The 18,205-nt window shown below is 73.5% G+C and carries 17 protein-coding genes; 5 read left to right on the top strand and 12 right to left on the bottom strand.

The window, feature by feature from the left end:
* The first annotated feature begins 31 nt into the window (after nt 1-31).
* The 3 genes from ACN27D_RS22880 to ACN27D_RS22870 are packed head-to-tail and all read left to right on the top strand — an operon-like array spanning nt 32 to nt 2,695.
* Nucleotides 32-1,621: an MDR family MFS transporter gene (locus ACN27D_RS22880; protein ID WP_121685479.1), complete on the top strand. Its 1,590-nt coding sequence runs from the start codon at nt 32-34 to the stop codon at nt 1,619-1,621.
* Nucleotides 1,622-1,623: 2 nt separating this feature from the next.
* On the top strand, nt 1,624-2,112 hold the full coding sequence (locus ACN27D_RS22875) for a universal stress protein (RefSeq protein WP_358170202.1): 489 nt from the start codon (nt 1,624-1,626) through the stop codon (nt 2,110-2,112).
* A 52-nt stretch (nt 2,113-2,164) separates the two neighbouring features.
* Nucleotides 2,165-2,695: a DinB family protein gene (locus tag ACN27D_RS22870; RefSeq protein WP_120571188.1), complete on the top strand. Its 531-nt coding sequence runs from the start codon at nt 2,165-2,167 to the stop codon at nt 2,693-2,695.
* A 6-nt stretch (nt 2,696-2,701) separates the two neighbouring features.
* Here the strand turns inward: ACN27D_RS22870 and ACN27D_RS22865 are convergent, their stop codons facing one another.
* The 3 genes from ACN27D_RS22865 to ACN27D_RS22855 all read right to left on the bottom strand — a co-directional run bounded on the left by ACN27D_RS22865 (nt 2,702) and on the right by ACN27D_RS22855 (nt 7,425).
* Nucleotides 2,702-3,319 (bottom strand): HAD family hydrolase, encoded by a 618-nt coding sequence (locus ACN27D_RS22865; RefSeq protein ID WP_120571189.1) that lies wholly within the window; start codon nt 3,317-3,319, stop codon nt 2,702-2,704.
* Entirely contained in the window at nt 3,316-6,915 is a 3,600-nt protein-coding gene (gene smc / locus ACN27D_RS22860) for a chromosome segregation protein SMC (protein WP_421499962.1), read from the bottom strand. Before smc ends, ACN27D_RS22865 begins: the two co-directional genes overlap by 4 nt.
* Before the next feature lie 315 nt (nt 6,916-7,230).
* The gene (locus ACN27D_RS22855; RefSeq protein ID WP_013284566.1) at nt 7,231-7,425 is read right to left on the bottom strand and encodes a hypothetical protein; all 195 of its coding nucleotides are present in this window, start codon (nt 7,423-7,425) and stop codon (nt 7,231-7,233) included.
* A gap of 372 nt (nt 7,426-7,797) precedes the next feature.
* Between ACN27D_RS22855 and ACN27D_RS22850 the strand changes: the two genes are divergently transcribed.
* Both ACN27D_RS22850 and ACN27D_RS22845 read left to right on the top strand, forming a co-directional pair.
* Nucleotides 7,798-9,006 carry a CAP domain-containing protein gene (locus tag ACN27D_RS22850; RefSeq protein ID WP_421499961.1) on the top strand — a complete coding sequence of 403 codons (1,209 nt, stop codon included), beginning with the start codon at nt 7,798-7,800 and terminating at the stop codon, nt 9,004-9,006.
* A 77-nt stretch (nt 9,007-9,083) separates the two neighbouring features.
* Nucleotides 9,084-9,953, top strand: a complete 870-nt coding sequence (locus ACN27D_RS22845; protein ID WP_421499960.1) for an endo alpha-1,4 polygalactosaminidase — start codon at nt 9,084-9,086, stop codon at nt 9,951-9,953.
* A gap of 225 nt (nt 9,954-10,178) precedes the next feature.
* On the opposite strand, the gene ACN27D_RS22840 is transcribed toward ACN27D_RS22845, so the two are convergent.
* The 9 genes from ACN27D_RS22840 to rsmD all read right to left on the bottom strand — a co-directional run bounded on the left by ACN27D_RS22840 (nt 10,179) and on the right by rsmD (nt 18,045).
* On the bottom strand, nt 10,179-12,401 hold the full coding sequence (locus ACN27D_RS22840) for an MMPL family transporter (RefSeq protein ID WP_421499959.1): 2,223 nt from the start codon (nt 12,399-12,401) through the stop codon (nt 10,179-10,181).
* A 239-nt stretch (nt 12,402-12,640) separates the two neighbouring features.
* The gene (gene mutM, locus ACN27D_RS22835) at nt 12,641-13,498 is read right to left on the bottom strand and encodes a bifunctional DNA-formamidopyrimidine glycosylase/DNA-(apurinic or apyrimidinic site) lyase (protein ID WP_421499958.1); all 858 of its coding nucleotides are present in this window, start codon (nt 13,496-13,498) and stop codon (nt 12,641-12,643) included.
* Nucleotides 13,491-14,306: a ribonuclease III gene (gene rnc / locus ACN27D_RS22830; RefSeq protein WP_120571195.1), complete on the bottom strand. Its 816-nt coding sequence runs from the start codon at nt 14,304-14,306 to the stop codon at nt 13,491-13,493. Before rnc ends, mutM begins: the two co-directional genes overlap by 8 nt.
* Nucleotides 14,303-15,262 carry a phosphate acyltransferase PlsX gene (locus ACN27D_RS22825; protein WP_421501184.1) on the bottom strand — a complete coding sequence of 320 codons (960 nt, stop codon included), beginning with the start codon at nt 15,260-15,262 and terminating at the stop codon, nt 14,303-14,305. The genes rnc and ACN27D_RS22825 overlap by 4 nt, the downstream gene beginning before the upstream one ends.
* A gap of 132 nt (nt 15,263-15,394) precedes the next feature.
* The gene (gene rpmF / locus ACN27D_RS22820) at nt 15,395-15,568 is read right to left on the bottom strand and encodes a 50S ribosomal protein L32 (RefSeq protein ID WP_030500827.1); all 174 of its coding nucleotides are present in this window, start codon (nt 15,566-15,568) and stop codon (nt 15,395-15,397) included.
* A 5-nt stretch (nt 15,569-15,573) separates the two neighbouring features.
* Nucleotides 15,574-16,137: a YceD family protein gene (locus ACN27D_RS22815; RefSeq protein ID WP_421499957.1), complete on the bottom strand. Its 564-nt coding sequence runs from the start codon at nt 16,135-16,137 to the stop codon at nt 15,574-15,576.
* A 124-nt stretch (nt 16,138-16,261) separates the two neighbouring features.
* Nucleotides 16,262-16,759, bottom strand: coding sequence for a hypothetical protein (locus ACN27D_RS22810; RefSeq protein WP_018786307.1), 498 nt, complete (start codon nt 16,757-16,759; stop codon nt 16,262-16,264).
* A 249-nt stretch (nt 16,760-17,008) separates the two neighbouring features.
* A complete protein-coding gene (gene coaD, locus ACN27D_RS22805; RefSeq protein ID WP_120571198.1) occupies nt 17,009-17,485 on the bottom strand; it encodes a pantetheine-phosphate adenylyltransferase in 477 nt (158 codons plus the stop codon).
* A complete protein-coding gene (gene rsmD, locus ACN27D_RS22800) occupies nt 17,482-18,045 on the bottom strand; it encodes a 16S rRNA (guanine(966)-N(2))-methyltransferase RsmD (RefSeq protein WP_421499956.1) in 564 nt (187 codons plus the stop codon). The genes coaD and rsmD overlap by 4 nt, the downstream gene beginning before the upstream one ends.
* Nucleotides 18,046-18,205: the final 160 nt, after the last annotated feature.

Genomic DNA, 18,205 nt, shown 5'->3' with positions numbered 1-18,205 from the left:
CCTTTCTCCCCCGCTCCGGAGGCAATCCACGATGACTCAGGCGACTGCGCCCGCACGGGCGACCGCCGTCGACATGTCCCACCGGCAGATCCTGGAGGCGCTCTCCGGCCTGCTGCTGGGCATGTTCGTCGCGATCCTCTCCTCCACGGTCGTCTCCAACGCGCTGCCGCGGATCATCACCGACCTGCGCGGCGGCCAGTCCGCGTACACCTGGGTGGTCACCTCGACGCTGCTGGCGACCACCGCGACCACGCCCATCTGGGGCAAGCTCTCCGACCTGTTCAGCAAGAAGCTGCTGGTCCAGCTCTCCCTGGTGGTCTTCGTGCTGGGCTCGGTGCTCGCCGGGCAGGCACAGACCACCGGTGAGCTGATCGCCTGCCGGGTCGTGCAGGGCGTCGGCGCGGGCGGCCTCACCGCCCTCGCCCAGGTGATCATGGCGACGATGATCGCGCCGCGCGAGCGCGGCCGGTACAGCGGCTACCTCGGCGCCGTGATGGCCGTCGGCACCATCGGCGGCCCGCTGATCGGCGGCGTGATCGTGGACACCTCCTGGCTCGGCTGGCGCTGGTGCTTCTACGTCGGCGTGCCGTTCGCCGTGCTCGCCCTGGTCGTGCTCCAGCGGACGCTGCGCCTTCCGGTGGTCAAGCGCGAGGTGAAGATCGACTGGTGGGGCGCCACGCTCATCACCGCCGCCGTCTCGCTGCTGCTCGTCTGGATCACGCTGGCCGGCGACAAGTACGACTGGATCTCCTGGCAGAGCGGCGTGATGGTGGCCGGCGCGGCGGCGCTCGGCGTGCTCGCCGCCCGGGTCGAGAAGCGTGCCGCCGACCCGATGATCCCGCCGCGGCTGTTCCGCAACCGCACCATCACGCTCGCCGTCGTCGCCAGCATCGCGGTCGGCGTCGGCATGTTCGGCGCCTCGGTGTTCCTCGGGCAGTACTTCCAGATCAGCCGCGGCGCCAGCCCGACCATGTCCGGCCTGATGACGCTCCCGATGATCGGCGGCCTGCTGGTCTCCTCCACGGTGGTCGGCCGGATCATCACCGCCACCGGCCGCTGGAAGAGCTGGCTGGTCATCGGTTCGGTGCTGCTCACCGCCGGCTTCGCGCTGATGGGCACCATGCGCGCGGACACCCCGTACTGGCACCTCGCCGTGTTCATGGCGCTGATCGGCCTCGGCGTCGGCATGAGCATGCAGAACCTGGTGCTGGCCGTGCAGAACACGGTCCGCCCGGACGAACTCGGCGCGGCCAGCTCGGTGGTGGCGTTCTTCCGCAGCCTCGGCGGCGCGATCGGCGTGAGCGCGCTCGGCGCGGTGCTCGGGCACCGGGTCACCGGCTACATGGCCGACGGCCTGAGCCGCCTCGGCATCCCGGCCTCCGGGTCGGGCGGCGGCGGGCTGCCGGACGTGCACACGCTGCCCGGCCCGATCCGGGACGTGGTCGAGGCCGCGTACGGCCACGCCGCCGGTGACATCTTCCTGGCCGCCGCACCGTTCGGGCTGCTCGCCCTCGTCGCGGTGGTCCTCATCCGGGAGGTGCCGCTGCGCCGCTCCAACGCCGAGCCGGTCCCCGCCGGGCGGGAGACGGCCGACGCGATCCCGGCGCGAGCGGGAGACTGACGATGGACGCCGCGGAACGTGAGCGGTACGGCCCGCGGACCCGTCCGCTGCCCTACGAACGGGGTACGGACGGGCCACGGGTGGTCCTCGTCGGCGTGGACGGCAGCCGCACCTCGATGCGCGCCGCCGCGTACGCCGCCGGACTGGCCCGGCGGCAGGGCGCCACGCTGGTGGCGGTGTTCGTCAGCTCGCCGGCCTCGTACAGCGCGATGCTCTCCGGCGTGGTGGCCGGGGCGGTCCAGCAGACCCACGACGAGCTGGCCGACGAGCTGCGCGCCGAGTGCCGGCGCGGGGCCGAGGAACTGGACCTGCCGGTGACGTTCCTGTGCCGGCGCGGCGACGCCTACACCGAGCTGTGCCGGGCCGCCGACGAGCACCGCGCCGACATGGTGGTGGTCGGCTCCTCCGAGCAGGCCGGGCACAGGCTGGTCGGCTCGGTCGCCACCCGGCTGGTCCGCACCGGCCGCTGGCCGGTCGTCGTGGTGCCGTGACCCGGCGGTTAACGCGTCGCGGCGTGCCCGGCGCTCACCTAGCATCCCTCGGATGACCTGGACCGCACCCGAGATCGACCGCCGCCACGAGCCCTACGTCGCCGACGAGCGCACCATGCTGCAAGGCTGGCTCGACCTCCACCGTGACACCCTGCAACACAAGTGCGCCGGGCTGACCGCCGAGCAACTGCGCACACCGAGCGTGGAGCCCTCCGGGCTGACGCTGCTCGGCCTGGTCCGGCACCTGGCCGACGTCGAACGGTGGTGGTTCCGCCACCGCGCCGCCGGCCTGGACCTGCCGGACCTCTACGACTACAGCACCGACCCGGACGCCGACCTCAACGACATCGCCGACGCGGACCCGGCCGAGGCGTTCGCCACGCTGCGGGCCGAGATCGAGGCGGCCGACCGGGCCGTTGCCGACCTGCCGCTGGACCACACGTTCCGGCACCGCCTGCCCGACGGCAGCACCGGCGAGATCAGCCTCCGCTGGGTGTACGTGCACGTGATCGAGGAGTACGCCCGGCACAACGGCCACGCGGACCTGATCCGGGAACGCGTCGACGGCGTGACCGGAAGCTGACCCGGCTCAGTACGCCAGCGCCGCCCGCAGGTACCGCAGGTCGGCCGGGCCGCTCCAGCGGTGCGCGGACAGGCCCGCCACCCGGGCACCGGCCACCGCGCGGTCCTCGTCGTCGACGAACAGCACCCGCCCCGGCGGCGTCCCCAGTGCCTCGCAGGCGGCCTGGAAGTACTCCTTCGCCGGCTTGTGCACCCCGATGACCGAGGAGTTGACGATCACGTCCAGCTCCTCGGTCAGGCCCAGCGCGGCCAGGTCGGCGTCGAGCAGGTCGGTGGCGTTGGTGCCCAGCCCCACCCGGATGCCCGCCGCCCGCACCTCGCGGACGAACGCCAGCACCTCCGGGTCGACCTCGCCGCGGTAGCTCTGCCACTCCGCAACGGCCGCACGCGCCCGATCCACGCCGACCGCGGGGGTCAGCGCGTCGGCGACGCTCATCATCCACTGGGCGTGGCTGACCTGGCCGGTGAGCACCGGCTGGAGCATTCCCCAGGACATCGCGATCTCACCGAGGACACCCTCGGTCAGCCCGTACTCCCGCTCGACACCCGCGGCCACCGCCGGATCCCAGCGGCGCAGCACGCCGTCGAAGTCCACCAGGAGCGCCGTGGCGCGTTCCCGACTCACTCGCTCGTCACCTGTTCCTCGTCGTCGGCCCGGTTGAGCCGCTGGCTGATCACCTGGGTCACACCGGCGCGCATGGTCACCCCGTAGAGCGCGTCGGCGATCTCCATGGTCCGCTTCTGGTGCGTGATCACGATGAGCTGGCTCTTCTCCCGCAACTGCGCCAGCAGCGTGATCAGGCGGCCCAGGTTCACGTCGTCGAGCGCCGCCTCCACCTCGTCCATGATGTAGAACGGGCTGGGCCGGGCGCGGAAGATCGCCACGAGCATCGCCACGGCGGTCAGCGACCGCTCCCCGCCGGAGAGCAGCGAGAGCCGCTTGATCTTCTTGCCCGGCGGGCGGGCCTCGACCTCGACACCGGTGGTGAGCAGGTCCTCCGGGTCGGTGAGCACCAACCGGCCCTCGCCGCCGGGGAACAGCACTGTGAAGACCTGCTCGAACTCCCGGGCGGTGTCTTCGAACGCGCTGGCGAAGACCTCCAGGATGCGGTCGTCCACGTCCTTGACCACTGTGAGCAGGTCGCGCCGGGTGGCCTTGAGATCCTCCAGCTGCTCGGAGAGGAACTTGAAGCGCTCCTCCAGCGCCGCGAACTCCTCCAGCGCGAGCGGGTTCACCTTGCCCAACAGGGCCAGTTCCCGCTCCGCCTTGGCCGCCCGCTTCTCCTGCACCGGCCGCTCGTAGCGGACCGGCTCGGGCACCGGCCGGCCGTCCTTCTCGGCCAGCGCCACGTCCGCGTCGGTCGGCGGGACCAGCCGGTCCGGGCCGTACTCGGCGACGAGCGTGGCCACGTCCAGCCCGAAGTCCTCGGCGGCCTTCGCCTCCAGCTGCTCGATGCGCATCCGCTGCTCGGCGCGGGCCACCTCGTCGCGGTGCACCTGGCTGGTGAGCCGTTCCAGCTCGGCGGCGAGGCGCTTGGCCGCGCCGCGTACCTCGGACAGCTCGGCCTCGCGGGCGGCGCGCTCGCGGGCGACGGCGTCGCGGTGCTCCTCGGCCCGGGCGATCGAGACGGTGAGCCGGGTGAGCGCCTCGCGGGCGCCGCCGACCACGGCCCGGGCGATCTGGGCGCCGCGCGTACGGGCCGCGCGCCGGGCCGCGGCGCGCTCCCGCGCCGCCCGTTCGGCGGTGGCCTGCCGGGCCAGCGAGTCGGCCCGCCCGGCGATCGAGGCCACCCGCTCCTCGGCGGTACGCACCGCGAGCCGGACCTCCATCTCGTTCTGCCGTGCCTGCGGCACCATGGCTGCGAGCTGGTCCCGCTCCTCGGTGGACGGCTCGGCGTCGATCGGGGTGGCCTCGGCCAGCCGGAGCCGTTCCTCCAACTCGGCGAGCGCGGCCAGATCCCGTTCCCGGGCCGCCTCGGCGCGGGCCCGGGACTCGCCGAGACGGTCGGTCTCCGCCTTCGCCGAGCGGGCGGCGGCGCCCAGTTCGGCGAGGCGGCGCGCGGCGGCGTTGCGGTGGCTCTCCGCCTCCCGCTTGGCGGCGGCGGCATGCTGCACCGCCTCCTTGGCGGCGGTCACCTCGGCGCGCGCCTCGGCCAGCTGTTCGCGCAGCTCGGCGGCGGTGCGTTCGGCGGTGGCCCGGTTGGCGCGCGCCTCCTCGACGGCGGCCTGCACCTCGATGAAGCTCGGCGCCTTGGCCGACCCGCCCGCCGCCGCGTACGCACCGACCACGTCGCCGTCGGGGGTGACCGCGCGAAGTTCCGGGTTCGCGGCGACGAGCGCGGACGCGGCGGCCAGGTCGTCGACGAGCGCCACGTCGCGCAGCGCCCGGTGCACGGCCGGGCGGATCGCGGCCGAGCACTCCACCAGGTCCGGGGCCCAGCGGGCGCCCTCGGGCAGCTTCGGGCGCAGCGCGTCGGCGGAGCCGTCCATGCCCGGCCCGGCGGGGCTGCCGACGAGCAGCCCGGCCCGGCCGGCGTCGGAGATCTTCAGCAGCCGCATCGCCTCGACCGCCTCGTCCACGCCGCTGACCGCCACCGCGTCGGCCAGGCCACCCAGCGCGGCGGCCAGTGCCGCCTCCTCACCGGGGGCGACGGTGAGCAGCCCGGCGAGGCTGCCGAGCAGCCCCGGCACCTGGTCGGCGCGGGCGAGCAGCTCACCGGCGCCGTCCTTGCGGCGCAGGCCCATGGCGAGCGCCTCCTCGCGGGCCTTCCAGGTGGCGGCGTCCTTCTCGGCGGCGCGCTCACCGTCGGCCAGGCTGCGCACCGCCGCCTGGGCCCGCTCGTGCACGGCCACCGCCTCGTCGTGCCGGGCGTCCAGGTCGGCGTTGTCCCGGTCCGCCTCGGTGGACTGTTCGGCGACCGCGTCCAGGTCGGCCTGCGCCTTCTCGGCCCGGCCCATCGCGTCGGTGTGCGCGGCGGCCAGCCGTTCGGTCTCCTCGCCCGCGCTCGTGGTCCGCGCCCGGGCGGAGTTGACCTGGCCGGTCAGGCGGGCCAGCCCCTCCCGCCGGTCGGCGATGGCCTTGGCAGCGGCGACCAGTTCCCGCTCGGCCGCGGCGAGCTGCCGTTCCAGCTCCTGGCGGTGCTCGACCGCCTCGGCCAGCCGGATCTGGTCCTCGGTGAGCGCGGCGCGCAGCTCCTCCTCCTGCTCGCGTACGCGCCGCGACTCCGCCTCCAGCTGCTGCGGGTCGCGGCCGGGGCGCTCGTCGTCGCCGGCGGCGCTGAGGTGACGCAGCCGCTCCCGGGCCAACTGCTCGATCGAGCGGAACCGCTCCTGGAGCGCGGAGAGGCGGTACCAGGTGTCCTGCGCCGCCGCGAGCAGCGGCGCGTCCTCGGCCAGCGCCGCCTCCAGCTCGCCGAGGCGGCCCTGCACCTCGCCGTGCTCGGCCTCGATCAGCTCGCGCCGCTCGCGCAGCGCGGTCTCGTCGGCGATCTCCTTGTCCAGTGTGGTCCGCAGCGTGTGCAGGTCGTCGGCGAGCAGCCGCAGCCGGGCGTCGCGCAGGTTGGCCTGGATCCCGGCGGCGCGGCGGGCCACCTCGGCCTGCCGGCCCAGCGGCTTGAGCTGGCGGCGCAGCTCCGCGGTGAGGTCGGTCAGACGGTTGAGGTTGGTCTGCATCGCGTCGAGCTTCCGCAGCGCCTTCTCCTTGCGCTTGCGGTGCTTGAGGACGCCCGCCGCCTCCTCGATGAACGCCCGCCGGTCCTCCGGCTTGGCGTGCAGCATCCCGTCGAGCCGGCCCTGCCCGACGATGATGTGCATCTCGCGGCCGATGCCCGAGTCGGACAGCAGCTCCTGGATGTCCAGCAGACGGCAGGAGTCGCCGTTGATCTCGTACTCGCTCTCGCCGGAGCGGAACATCCGGCGGGTGATGGAGACCTCGGTGTACTCGATCGGCAGCGCGCCGTCGGTGTTGTCGATGGTGAGGGTGACCTCCGCCCGGCCCAGCGGCGCCCGCCCGGCGGTGCCGGCGAAGATGACGTCCTCCATCTTGCCGCCGCGCAGCGCCTTGGCGCCCTGCTCGCCGAGCACCCAGGCGATGGCGTCGACGACGTTGGACTTGCCGGAGCCGTTCGGGCCCACCACGCAGGTGATCCCGGGCTCCAGCTTCAACGTCGTGGCGGAGGCGAAGGATTTGAAGCCCTTCACCGTCAGGCTCTTGAGATGCACCTTCTCGATCCTCGTCCGGTGGCCGCCGTACCGTCGCCGGCTGCGCGGACCTGGTGAACCCGCAGACTAACCCGGGACCGGGGCGCCGCCGCCACGCGACCCACCCGCCGGACCGGCTGTCCGCTTTCGGCCCGGTGGTCGCGGAGGGAACGGAAATGCATGATCACAATTACCGGGCGCAATTCCGGGCGGTTCCGCAAGATCGATAATTGCGGCGGCAGCGACGAAAAGGGGTACGAACATGGCTGCGCGCCGGCACTTGAGTGTCGGCGCGCTTTTCGGTGTGGTGCGATTCAGTTTTTCGACAACTGGAGATCAGGTCAGTGCGGGCTCAGCCAGACGGAGGAGGTCATCCGCCTCCGCCGCTGCCGCCGCGAGCCGATCGTTGTCGGCGCGCAGACGCGTGATCTCGAACTCCAGTGCCTGAACCCTGGCACGCAGTCGGGTGACCTCGTCGAGCAGACGCCGGTCGGGCGCTGCACTTACGTGGCCGTAGAGGGCCTTCGCCATGCTGACTCCTTGATGTGCGCTGCCGGAAAGGCCGGCCAACGCGCGCCCATGATGTTCGCGGCTACCATTCCCACTGCATCGGGGCATGGCTGGGCGCGACTGGCGACACCTACATATTGAGCCGAAACCCCCTCCTTCGTCAAGTTGACCAAGGCCGTAGATCATCTCCACGTCGGCCGGTCCACTCGCCGGGGGGCTGCCACAAGGCGCGGACACGCTCTGTCCGGACGCCTTTACTGTACGCCGGAAATGTGTGAACGACTCATCCTTGCCGCCGGCTTCGCCTTAACTCTTTCTTAGCCACGTTGCCGCAGCTTGGAGCGCACCCGTAGCGTCACCCGGGCCCGCAACCGACCCGTGGAGGGGACAGGCGTGTACCGCTGGAACGACCCGATCGAACCGGAGGGCGCCCGCCGGCGTCCCGAGCCGCCGACCGACGAGGGTCCGGCGTGGCTCAGCGACCGGCCCGAGCCGCGGTCGTCGTACCTGTTCGGGGACGGAGCGCAGCAGCCGCCCGCCGGTCACGGACCCGCGCCGGCCGCCGAGGGCTACCGCCCCGAGAGCGCGCCCCCGGCCTACGGACCGGCCGGCTCCTACCCGCCGCCCCGGGACCGGTGGAACGGCGAGGAGCAGCCGACCGCCGCCTGGCACGGCCAGGAGCCCGCGTGGCAGGGCCAGGAACAGCCCGCGGCGTGGCAGGGCCATGAGCAGCCCACCGCCTGGCAGGGGCACGAGCAGCCGGCCGGCCGCTGGGAGCAGCCCGCCGCGACCTGGCAGCCGGCGACCGACACCCCCGCCGACGACCGGCGCCCGAAGCGGCGCCTGTCCCGGCCGCTCGTGATCGGCGGGGCCGCCGCCGCGGCGACGCTCGTGGTGAGCCTCGGCGTGGGCGCCGTCCTGCTGCCCGGCGACGACCAGGGCACCAAGCGCACGTCCGCCGACGCCCCGGTGGCCGCCGCGCCGCAGGCGCCCGACGGCACCGAGGAGGGGCCGGCCGACGCGCTCGCACCCGAGTCGGCGAGCCCGTCGGCCGTACCGACCACCGCCGCGCCGAGCCCGACGAAGAAGGCCACCCCTAAGCCGAGCCGCAGCACCGCACCGTCGCGGCAGCAGGAGCGCAGCAGCGCCCCGAGCGGCGGCGGGTCGAGCGGGTCGAGCGGCGGCTCCACGAGCACCAAGGCCACCGCCACGACCGGGCTCAGCGCCGAACTCCAGAAGGTCGTCACGATCGTCAACCAGGAGCGGGCGAAGGCCGGCTGCAAGGCGCTCACCGTCAACGCCAAGCTGAACCTGGCCGCCCAGCGGCACAGCCAGGACCAGGCCGACCACAAGAAGATGGACCACACGGGCAGCGACGGCAGCCAGCCCTGGGACCGGGTCAAGGCCGCCGGCTACAGCTACCGCATGGTGGGCGAGAACGTGGCCTGGAACTACCAGACCCCGGCGGCGGTCATGGAGGGCTGGATGAACTCCGAAGGCCACCGGAAGAACATCCTCAACTGCTCGTACACCCAGATCGGTGTGGGCGTTGCGCGCAGCAACGGGCCGTACTGGACGCAGGTCTTCGCCACCCCGAGCTGACCGCGCGTCGTGACCGGCCCGGCGCTCGTTGACCGGTCGGGGGCGGCGTCGGGCCGCCCGCGTCCGGGGAGCTGTCGATGCGGATCCGGCCGGTGTGGGCCGTGCCGCGCTCCCGGCCGGCCCACGTCCGCCGACGTGGCCCGCGCCGGGGCGTGGCGCTCGCGCTGACCGCGCTGCTGCTCGCCCCGGTGCCGGCCTGCCGCCGGCCGATCACGCCGCCCGGCGCGCCCACGCCCTGGCCGGCCGCCCAGGCCGGCAGCTGGCGGTGGCAGTGGCAGCTCACCACCCCGGTGGACACCACCGTCGACGCCGACGTCTTCCTCCTCGACCCGGTGGCGACCACCTCGGCCGAGACCGCCGCGCTGCGCGAGCAGGACCGCCGGCTGGTCTGCCACGTCCGGGTCGGCACGTACGCCGCCGACGAACCGGACGCCACCCGCTTCCCCGCCGCCGTACGCGGCACGGCCGTGCCGGGGCGGCCGGGAAGCCGCTTCCTGGACGTACGGAACTGGGACGCGCTCGCGCCGGTGCTGGCCGACCGGTTCCGGCTGTGCCGGGGCAAGGGTTTCGGCGCGGTGGCGTTCGCCGACGCGGACGGCTACCGGCACCGCTCCGGCTTCCCGCTGGACTTCGACGACCAGCTGCTGTTCAACCGCCGGCTGGCCGGGCTGGCCCGCAAGCTGGACCTCTCCCCCGGCCTGGTCGACGACGTCGCGCAGGTGGCCGCGCTGGCCCCCGACTTCGACTTCGCGGTCAACCAGGAGTGCGTACGCCGCCGCGAGTGCGCGAAGCTGCTGCCGTTCGTCGACGCCGGCAAGCCGGTCTTCCACGTCGAGTACACCGGCGAGCCGGCGGACTTCTGCGTCACCTCGGTCGGCTACGGCTTCGCCTCGATCCGCAAGGACCGCCAGCTGGACTCCTGGCGGGAGCCGTGCACGCTGCCCTGACGCCCCGGCGCCCCCGCCCGTCGGCGTCGGTGCTCACGACGCCCGCCGGCGGGATGCGGAGGCCGAGGCGCGACGGGCCGCCGGCGACAGCTGTTCGCCCATGGCGGCCGAGATGCCCCGCTGGTCGGGGCCTTAATCCACGGCGAAGACCCGGAACCGGCATGCCCCGGGAGCCGTGACTCCCGGGGCATGTCGTGCGGGCCGTACGCCGCCTGGGCGCCCTGGTCAGCGGGCGCCGACCAGCTCCGGCGCCGGTGCGGGCGGCGGCTCGACCGCCGGGGCGGCCGTACGGCGGCGCATGAAGCGCGGCGCCCACCAGTTCGCGTCACCCAGCAGCGTCATCACCGACGGGAGCACGACCGCGCGGATGATCGTGGCGTCCAGCAGGATCGCCGCCGCCAGGCCGATGCCGAGCTGCTTGAAGTCGATCATGCTGAGCGTGGCGAAGATGGAGAACACCGCCACCATCACCACCGCCGCGCTGGTCACCACCCCGGCCGAGGAGGTGATGCCGTGCGCCACCGCCTCCCGGTTGGGCATCCCCCGGTCGACCGCCTCGCGGATCCGGCTCACCACGAACACGTGGTAGTCCATGGACAGTCCGAACAGCACCACGAACAGGAACAGCGGCAGCCAGGTGACGATCGCGTCCATCGAGGTGAAGCCGAGCAGTCCCTCCGCCCAGTCGCTCTGGAAGACCAGCACCAGCAGCCCGTACGCGGCGCCGGCGGAGAGCAGGTTCAGCATGATCGAGGTCAGCGCCACCACCACCGACCGGAACGTCCACGCCATCACCAGGAACGTCAGCGCCAGCACGAACGCCGCGACGATCGGCAGCTTCGCCCAGATGTGGGCGGCGTAGTCCTCACTGGCGGCCACGCCGCCGCCGACCGCGTACTCCACGCCCGGGATGCCGCCGAGCGTGGCCGGGACCAGGTCCTCGCGCAGCTCGTGCAGCGACCGGGACGCCTCGTCGGAGCGGCTGGCGTGCGGCGTGGCCACCTCCAGCACCGACACCCGCCGGTCCGCCGACACCTGGATCTCCGGGCCGTCCCCCTCGGCCGGCGCGAAGAGCGGATCGGCGGCGGTACGGCCGGCCAGGTCGGTGAGCGCGGCCCGCACCCGGTCGGCCTGCTCGGCGGGCGCCCGCACGGCCACCGTGTGACTGGTGCCGTTGCTCGGGAAGGCCGCGGTGAGCCGGTCGTACGCCTGCATGGCCGCGGTGTTGCGCGGCACGTCCTCCGGGCCGGGGAACTTCAGCTTCATGCCGAGCGCGGGCGCGGCGAGCGCGAGCAGCAGCGCCACCGAGATCAGCAGCGTGGCCACCGGCGCGCGCAGCGCCGGCTTGAGCACCGCCGGCCAGAACCGGGGCCGCGCCGGCTGCCCGTCCCGCCCGGTGCGCGGGGCGGTGAGGCGCCACAGCAGCGGCACCCGCGGCCGGTCCACCCAGCGGCCCAGCTTCGCCAGCAGCGCCGGCAGCACTGTGAGCGAGCCGATCACGGCGACCGCCACCACCAGGATCGAGCCGACCGCCAGCGAGGAGAAGATCGCGTCCTGAGCGAGCAGCAGACCGCCCATCGAGATGATCACGGCGGTGCCGGAGACCACCACGGCGTGCCCGGAGGTCTCCGCCGCGATCTCCACGGCGTCCAGGCCGGACCGGCCCTTCGCCCGTTCCTCCCGTTCCCGCCGCACGTAGAACAGCGAGTAGTCCACACCGACCGCCATGCCGATCAGCAGGATCACGCTCGCGGTGGTGTCGGTGGCCGGCACCAGGTGCGACGCGAGTGTGGACAGACCCATCGCGGCGGCCACCGAGGAGAGCGCCAGCAGCACCGGCACCCCGGCGGCGATCAGCGCGCCGAACGCGATGATCAGGATGGCCAGCGTCACCGGCAGGCTGAGCAGCTCGGCGCGCTTGAAGTCCTTGCCGAGCGTGTCGTCGAGCGCCTTGTCGATCGACGGGCCGCCGACCTGCTCCACCCGCAGTTGCGGGTGCGCGACCTGCACCTTCGCGGTGGTGTCCCGCAGCGGCTGCACCCGGTCCCCGGCGGTGCCCGGGTCGCCCGACATGGTGATCGGCACCAGCAGCGCGCTGCCGTCGCGCGACGGCATCGGCGTACCGATCGACGCCACGCCGTCGACCTGCCGCAGCCGGTCCGCCGCGTCCTGCGCGGCGGCCTTCGCGGCGGCCTGGTCGAGCGGACCCGACCGGGCGGTGATCAGCACGTTCTCCGTGGCCGGCTGGTCGAACCCGCCACTGTCGACGATCAGCTGTGCCCGTCCGAACTCGCCGATCGCCTGATCCTCGTCGGTGGCCTCGTTCAGCCCGGCGGCGCTGCCGCCGACGAAGCACACCGCCACGAAGACCACCCACAACGCGATCGCGCGCCACGGATGCTCCGCACTCCACCGTGCCAGCCGCACGGTCACCGGTCGCCTGCCCATGTCCCGGGTTCCACCCTCCTGATGCCGGCCCTGCGCCGACCCAGGATGACGCTAGGCAGCAGGCGGGGCCCCGGCATCGGGGAACGGCCCCCGCTCGTCCCCGATCCGGGCGGCGAGGTCCGCGCGGCCGGTTCCGGCCGCGCGGACCGGGCGGAAAAGGGCATCTCCGGGTACGCTCCGGCGCGTCTCCGGGGACCGCCTGGCGATGCACACCGGCGCAACCCCGAACCGGCTCGGGGTCATCCCCGGAGGGTGCCCCGGGGCCGCGGCTGGCATCGCGGGCAACTGTAGGAGGACCGGTTCATGAACGCCTCGCGCCGGATCGGCGCGCCGCAGCGCGGGCAGGGCTCCCCCTCCCGGCCGTACGCGTTGAGCGACCGGTCGAAGTAGCCGCTCTCGCCGTTGACGTTGACGTACAGCTCGTCGAAGCTGGTGCCGCCCTGCTTGATCGCCTCGGCGAGCACGTCCCGGACGTGCCCGAGCAGCCGCAGCGCGGCCGGACGGGTGAGCGCGTCGGCCGGGCGGGCGCCGTGCAGCTTCGCCCGCCACAGTGCCTCGTCGGCGTAGATGTTGCCCACCCCGGAGATCAGCGTCTGGTCGAGCAGCGCGCGTTTGACCTCCGTACGCTTGCGGCGCAGCGCCGCCACGAACGCCTCGTCGGAGAACTCCGTGTCCATCGGGTCGCGGGCGATGTGCGCGATCTCGGCGGGCAGCTCCGCCCCGCCTTCGGACACGGACAGCCCACCGAACGTGCGCTGGTCGACGAAGCGCAGCTCCGGCCCGTCGTCGGCGAACCGGAACCGGACCCGCAGGTGCAGCTCGTCGGCCGCTCCGACCGGCTGCAACAGCAGCTGGCCGGACATGCCGAGGTGGCCGATCACCGCGTCGCCGCTGTCCAGCGGCAGCCAGAGGTACTTGCCCCGGCGCCGTACGCCGGTGATCGTCCGTCCGGCGAGCACGTCGGCGAAGTGCGCACCACCGGGCGCGTGCCGGCGTACCGCCCTCGGGTGGCGTACCTCGACGGCGGCGATCCGCCGGCCGATCACCCACTGGGCGAGTCCCACCCGGACGGTCTCGACCTCGGGCAGCTCAGGCACGGCCGGCGCCCGCCTCGACATCCGTCGTGTCGGCCTGCGGGCTCGTCCCGTCCTGGGCCTGCGCCGCCGCGTCCGCCTCGGCCCGTGCCGCCGCCTCGGCCTGCTCGGTGAGCGTGCGCCAGGCCGACTCGGCCGCCCGCTGCTCGGCCTCCTTCTTGCTGCGCCCCTCCGCGCCGCCGTAGCGGTTGCCGGCCACCACCACCCAGGCGGTGAACGTCTTGAGGTGGTCCGGCCCGGTGCCCTCGATCCGGTACTCGGGCACGCCGAGCCCGAGCGCGGCGGTCAGCTCCTGGAGGCTGGTCTTCCAGTCCAGCGCCGCGCCCCGGCCCGCCGACTCGGCCATCAGCGGGTCGAACAGCCGGTGGATCACGATGGCCGCGGTGTCCAGGCCGTACTGGAGGTAGATCGCGCCCAGCAGCGCCTCCAGCGTGTCGGCCAGGATGCTCGCCTTGTCCCGTCCGCCGGTGGCCTCCTCGCCCTTGCCCAGCAGCAGGTACGCGCCGAGCCCGTCCGGGCCGAGGCCACGCGCCACGTCGGCGAGCGCCCGCATGTTGACCACGCTGGCGCGCAGCTTCGCCAACTGGCCCTCGGGCAGGTCGGGGTGGTTGTGGAACAGCGCTGTGGTGATCACCACGCCGAGGACCGAGTCGCCCAGGAACTCCAGCCGCTCGTTCGTGGGCAGGCCACCGTTCTCGTACGCGTACGAGCGGTGGGTCAGCGCGCGCTCCAGCAGCTCCGGGTCGAGCGACACCCCGAAGGCCGCCTCCAGGTGGCCGACGGGAGCACGCCGCCGCTTGTCGTTGGTCATGGTGCTACCTCGGTGTCGTGTCGGTCAGGTGCGAGATCGTGCGGGATGTCGTCGAGCAGGCCGCGGACCGTCCCGGCGGCGTCACGGCGCCACAGGTGGGCGGCCAGCGCGATACCGGAGGCGACGTCCTCGGAGCCGGCCGCGCCGTGGCACACGACCACGGTGCCGCCCACCCCGAGCAGGGCCGCGGCACGCGGGGCGCCGCCGCGTGACGGTGGGCCGCCGGCCATGGCGTACGCGCCCTCGATGGCTTTCAGCAGGACGTTTCCGGTGAAGCCGTCGGTCACCACGACGTCGGCGCGGGCACCGAGCGAGATGTCGTACCCCTCGACCAGGCCGACGTAGCGGCCGTCGCAGGGCAGCGGCGCGGCGGCGAGCGCGGGCGCGGCGATCCGGCGCAGGCGGTCGCCCTTGCCCGTTTCGAGGCCGACGGAGAGCAGCCCGACGCGGGGCGCGGTGACGGCGTGGGCCACCGACGCGTAGGCGGCACCGAGGAGGGCGTGGCGGGCCAGCGTGGCCGGGCCGGGTTCGAGCGTGCCGCCGACGTCGAGCAGCACCACCGGCCCTTCGACGGCGGGCAGCGTGGCGGCGAGCGCGGGCCGGCGTATCCCGGTCCAGCGGCCGAGGCCGAGCGCGGCGGCGGTGACCGTGGCGCCGGTCGAGCCGGCGGAGACGACCGCGTCGGCGAGTCCGTCGCGGACGGAATGCACGGCGGTGCGTACCGTGCTCTCGCCGCGGGCGGCGGTGGGATGGTCGGCCATGCCGACGGCGGTCCGCACCGGGCGGACCGTGACCCGGGCGCGCTGGGCCGGTTCGAGCGCACCGATCAGCTCGTCGGCCACCTCGATCGGGCCGACGAGCAGCAGGTGCAGGGCGGGATCCGTGCGTACCGCTCGCAGAGCGCCGTCAACCACGACGGCGGGAGCATCGTCCCCGCCGAGGAGGTCGACGGCGATCCGCGCGGTGCCCGGCTCCGACGGTCCGCCGACCTGAAGCCGGTCGGCGGTGGCGGGAGCCGGGGCACCGGGCGAGAGCCTTGGTGCGCGCGTCACCCGACCGGTGGTCGGGGACGTCACTCGGCGGCCGGGTCAGACCTCGAGGACCTGACGGCCGTTGTAGGTGCCGCAGACGGAGCAGGCGGCGTGCGGCAGCTTGGCCGACTTGCACTGCGGGCAGGCCACGGTCGCCACCGCCGAGGCCTTCCAGTTCGCCCGGCGGGCGCGGGTGTTGCTGCGCGACATCTTGCGCTTGGGGACGGCCACGGTTCTTACTCCTCTGTACGGGTCAGTTGCGTCAGGCTCGCCCAACGCGGGTCGACCTGCTGATGGCTGTGGTCGGCCGGCAGATCGTCCCAGTGCACCCCACACTCGGGGCACAGGCCTGGGCAGTCCTCCCGGCAGAGCGGGTTCGTCGGCAGCGCCAGCACCACCGCGTCCCGCAACGCCGGCTCCAGGTCGATCAGATCGCCCTGCATCCGGCCCACCTCGTCCTCGTCGGTCGTGTCGTCCGTGGTGCTGTGCTCGTACGCGTACAGCTCCTGGATCGTCACGGCCAACGAGTCGTCGATCTCGCGCAGGCAGCGGCCGCACTCGCCCTTGACGGGACCGGTGACGGTCCCGGAGACGAGCACGCCCTCGGACACCGACTCCAACCTCAGGTCGAGGTCGAGGTCCGCGCCCTCCGGCACGCCGATCAACTCGACGCCGAGGTCCGCCGGTGCCGGCACGACCCGCTTGTGCATACGCAACGCGCCAGGTCGGCGCGGCAGTTCCCTCGTGTCGAGGACCAGCGGCGACCTGGGGTCGAGTGTGCTTGGCGAGTGTTTGGGCATAGTCAGACTCCGGCCGTTGAGAGGCCGACAAAGAAGGTTACCTGCCAGACGGGCGGACCGTCGAACCGGGGGCTCACCTCCGGCCCGACGGCAGCCGGCTGTCGGCGACCGGCCCGCGCGCCGCTCAGAAGGGTAGCGGGCGGTCCGCCTCGTCCCCGGCGAAGGTGCCGATCTCACGCAGCGCGTGCATCTTGTCGCGGCCACGCTCTATCGAGGCCAGCGCCCGGGTGAGGAACTGCTCGAAGTTGGCCAGCGCGGTGTCGACGTAGTCGTCCACCTCCTCGCGGAGGCGCTGCGCCTCGGCCCGTGCCTCGGCGATGATCCGGGCGCCCTCGTGCTCGGCCGAGACGGTGATCTCGTTGACCGAGACCAGCCGGGCGTGTTCCGCCTCACCCTCGCTGATGATCCGGTCGGCCTCACGCTTGCCGGCCTCCATGATCTTGTCCCGCTCCTCCAGCAGCGCGGCGGCCCGGCGCAGGTCCGCGGGAAGCTCCGCGCGCAGCTCGTCGAGCGCGGCGATCATCTCGCCCCGGTCGACCATGCAGTTGTTGCGCGACATCGGGACGGAGCGGGCCTGCTCCACCATGGCGATCAGTTCGTCGATGCGATCGAGCGGGTCCACCGGTACCTCACTCCTGTCTTCGTCGGCCGCCCTCCATCATGCGGCCTCGCGCCCCGTCTCGGCGCTGCAGACATCATGTCGCGCCGAGGCCACCCACACCCCACCCGCCCCACCCGGCGCGTCGCCCGCCCGGCCCCCCTCCCCCGCGATCTTGCACTTGTGGCCCGGCACTCGTCCCTTGCGGGAGGAATGTCCGGGCCGAAAGTGCAAGATCGCGGGGCGGAGGGGTGGGGCGGGCGGGGGCGGGGGTCAGGGGCGGAGGCGGGCGGCGAGCTGGGCTCGGACCAGGTCGGGGACGTGGGCGGAGATGTCGCCGCCCCACTTCGCCACGTCCTTGATCAGGCTGGACGAGATGAACGAGTAGAGCGGGTTGGTCGGCATGAACAGCGTCTCCACGCCGGCCAGGCCGATGTTCATCTGGGCCATCTGCAGCTCGTAGTCGAAGTCGCTCACCGCACGCAGGCCCTTGATCAGCACACTCGCCTGCTGCGCCCGGCAGAAGTCGACGAGCAGGCCGCGGAACGACTCCACCCGGACGTTGTCGTACGAGGCGGTCACCTCGTGGAGCATGTCGATCCGCTCCTCGACCGTGAACAGGCCCTGCTTCGACTGGTTGACCAGCACTCCGACGATCACCTCGTCGAACAGCCGGCTGGCCCGGCCGATGATGTCGAGGTGTCCGTTGGTGACCGGGTCGAACGAGCCCGGGCAGACCGCACGTCTCATGATCGGCGACCGTACCAAAGAGTGGTCTCGCCGTAACGTCTGCTGCGCTCCGGAGTGACACCTTCCACCCACGCGACCGGTCCGGTACGGCTGGACCGCTCGACGATCACGAGGGCATCCGGGGCGAGCCAGCCGCCGCCGACCAGGGCCGCCAGCATCGCGGTGATCTCGGCGTCCGGCACCGCGTACGGCGGATCGGCGAACACCACGTCGTACGGCCCGTCGGTGGGCCCGGCCGCCAGCACAGTGGCGACCTTGCCGGTGACCAGGCGCGCGGCCGGCGCGGCCCGCAGCGCGGCGATGTTCTCCCGGATCACCCGGGCGGCCCGCGCGTCGGACTCGACGAGCAGCACGTGGGCCGCGCCCCGGGACAGCGCCTCCAGACCGACCGCGCCGGAACCTGCGTACAGGTCGGCGAAGCGCGCCCCGTCCAGGTCGACGTGGGAGTGCACGGCGCTGAACAGCGCCTCGCGGACCCGGTCGGAGGTGGGCCGGGTGCCGGCACCCGGTGGCGCGGCGATCCGCCGGCCGCCGAGCGTGCCGGCCACGATCCGGGTCACCGTCGCTCCCTGCGCATGCCCCGACGCTACGCGACGCCGGGAGGCGTGGACGAGGTACCCGGCGCGACGATCCGTGACTCGACGTGCATCAATGATCTCGAATGCATAACGGACCCTTTACGACCCTTCGATCATGGTGACGCCCGCACTGTCGATCTCG

Source organism: Micromonospora sp. WMMD1274, from assembly GCF_049179035.1.
Lineage (GTDB): Bacteria > Actinomycetota > Actinomycetes > Mycobacteriales > Micromonosporaceae > Micromonospora > Micromonospora tulbaghiae.
This window is presented reverse-complemented; position numbering and strand designations above follow the sequence as displayed.

Coding starts and splice junctions, on each gene's coding strand:
- ACN27D_RS22875 (WP_358170202.1), top strand. CDS start 1,624: ATGGACGCCGCGGAACGTGAGCGGTACGGCCCGCGGACCCGTCCGCTG.
- rnc (WP_120571195.1), bottom strand. CDS start 14,306: ATGACCAACGACAAGCGGCGGCGTGCTCCCGTCGGCCACCTGGAGGCG.
- ACN27D_RS22880 (WP_121685479.1), top strand. CDS start 32: ATGACTCAGGCGACTGCGCCCGCACGGGCGACCGCCGTCGACATGTCC.
- ACN27D_RS22870 (WP_120571188.1), top strand. CDS start 2,165: ATGACCTGGACCGCACCCGAGATCGACCGCCGCCACGAGCCCTACGTC.
- ACN27D_RS22845 (WP_421499960.1), top strand. CDS start 9,084: ATGCGGATCCGGCCGGTGTGGGCCGTGCCGCGCTCCCGGCCGGCCCAC.
- ACN27D_RS22855 (WP_013284566.1), bottom strand. CDS start 7,425: ATGGCGAAGGCCCTCTACGGCCACGTAAGTGCAGCGCCCGACCGGCGT.
- ACN27D_RS22815 (WP_421499957.1), bottom strand. CDS start 16,137: ATGCCCAAACACTCGCCAAGCACACTCGACCCCAGGTCGCCGCTGGTC.
- ACN27D_RS22840 (WP_421499959.1), bottom strand. CDS start 12,401: ATGGGCAGGCGACCGGTGACCGTGCGGCTGGCACGGTGGAGTGCGGAG.
- coaD (WP_120571198.1), bottom strand. CDS start 17,485: ATGAGACGTGCGGTCTGCCCGGGCTCGTTCGACCCGGTCACCAACGGA.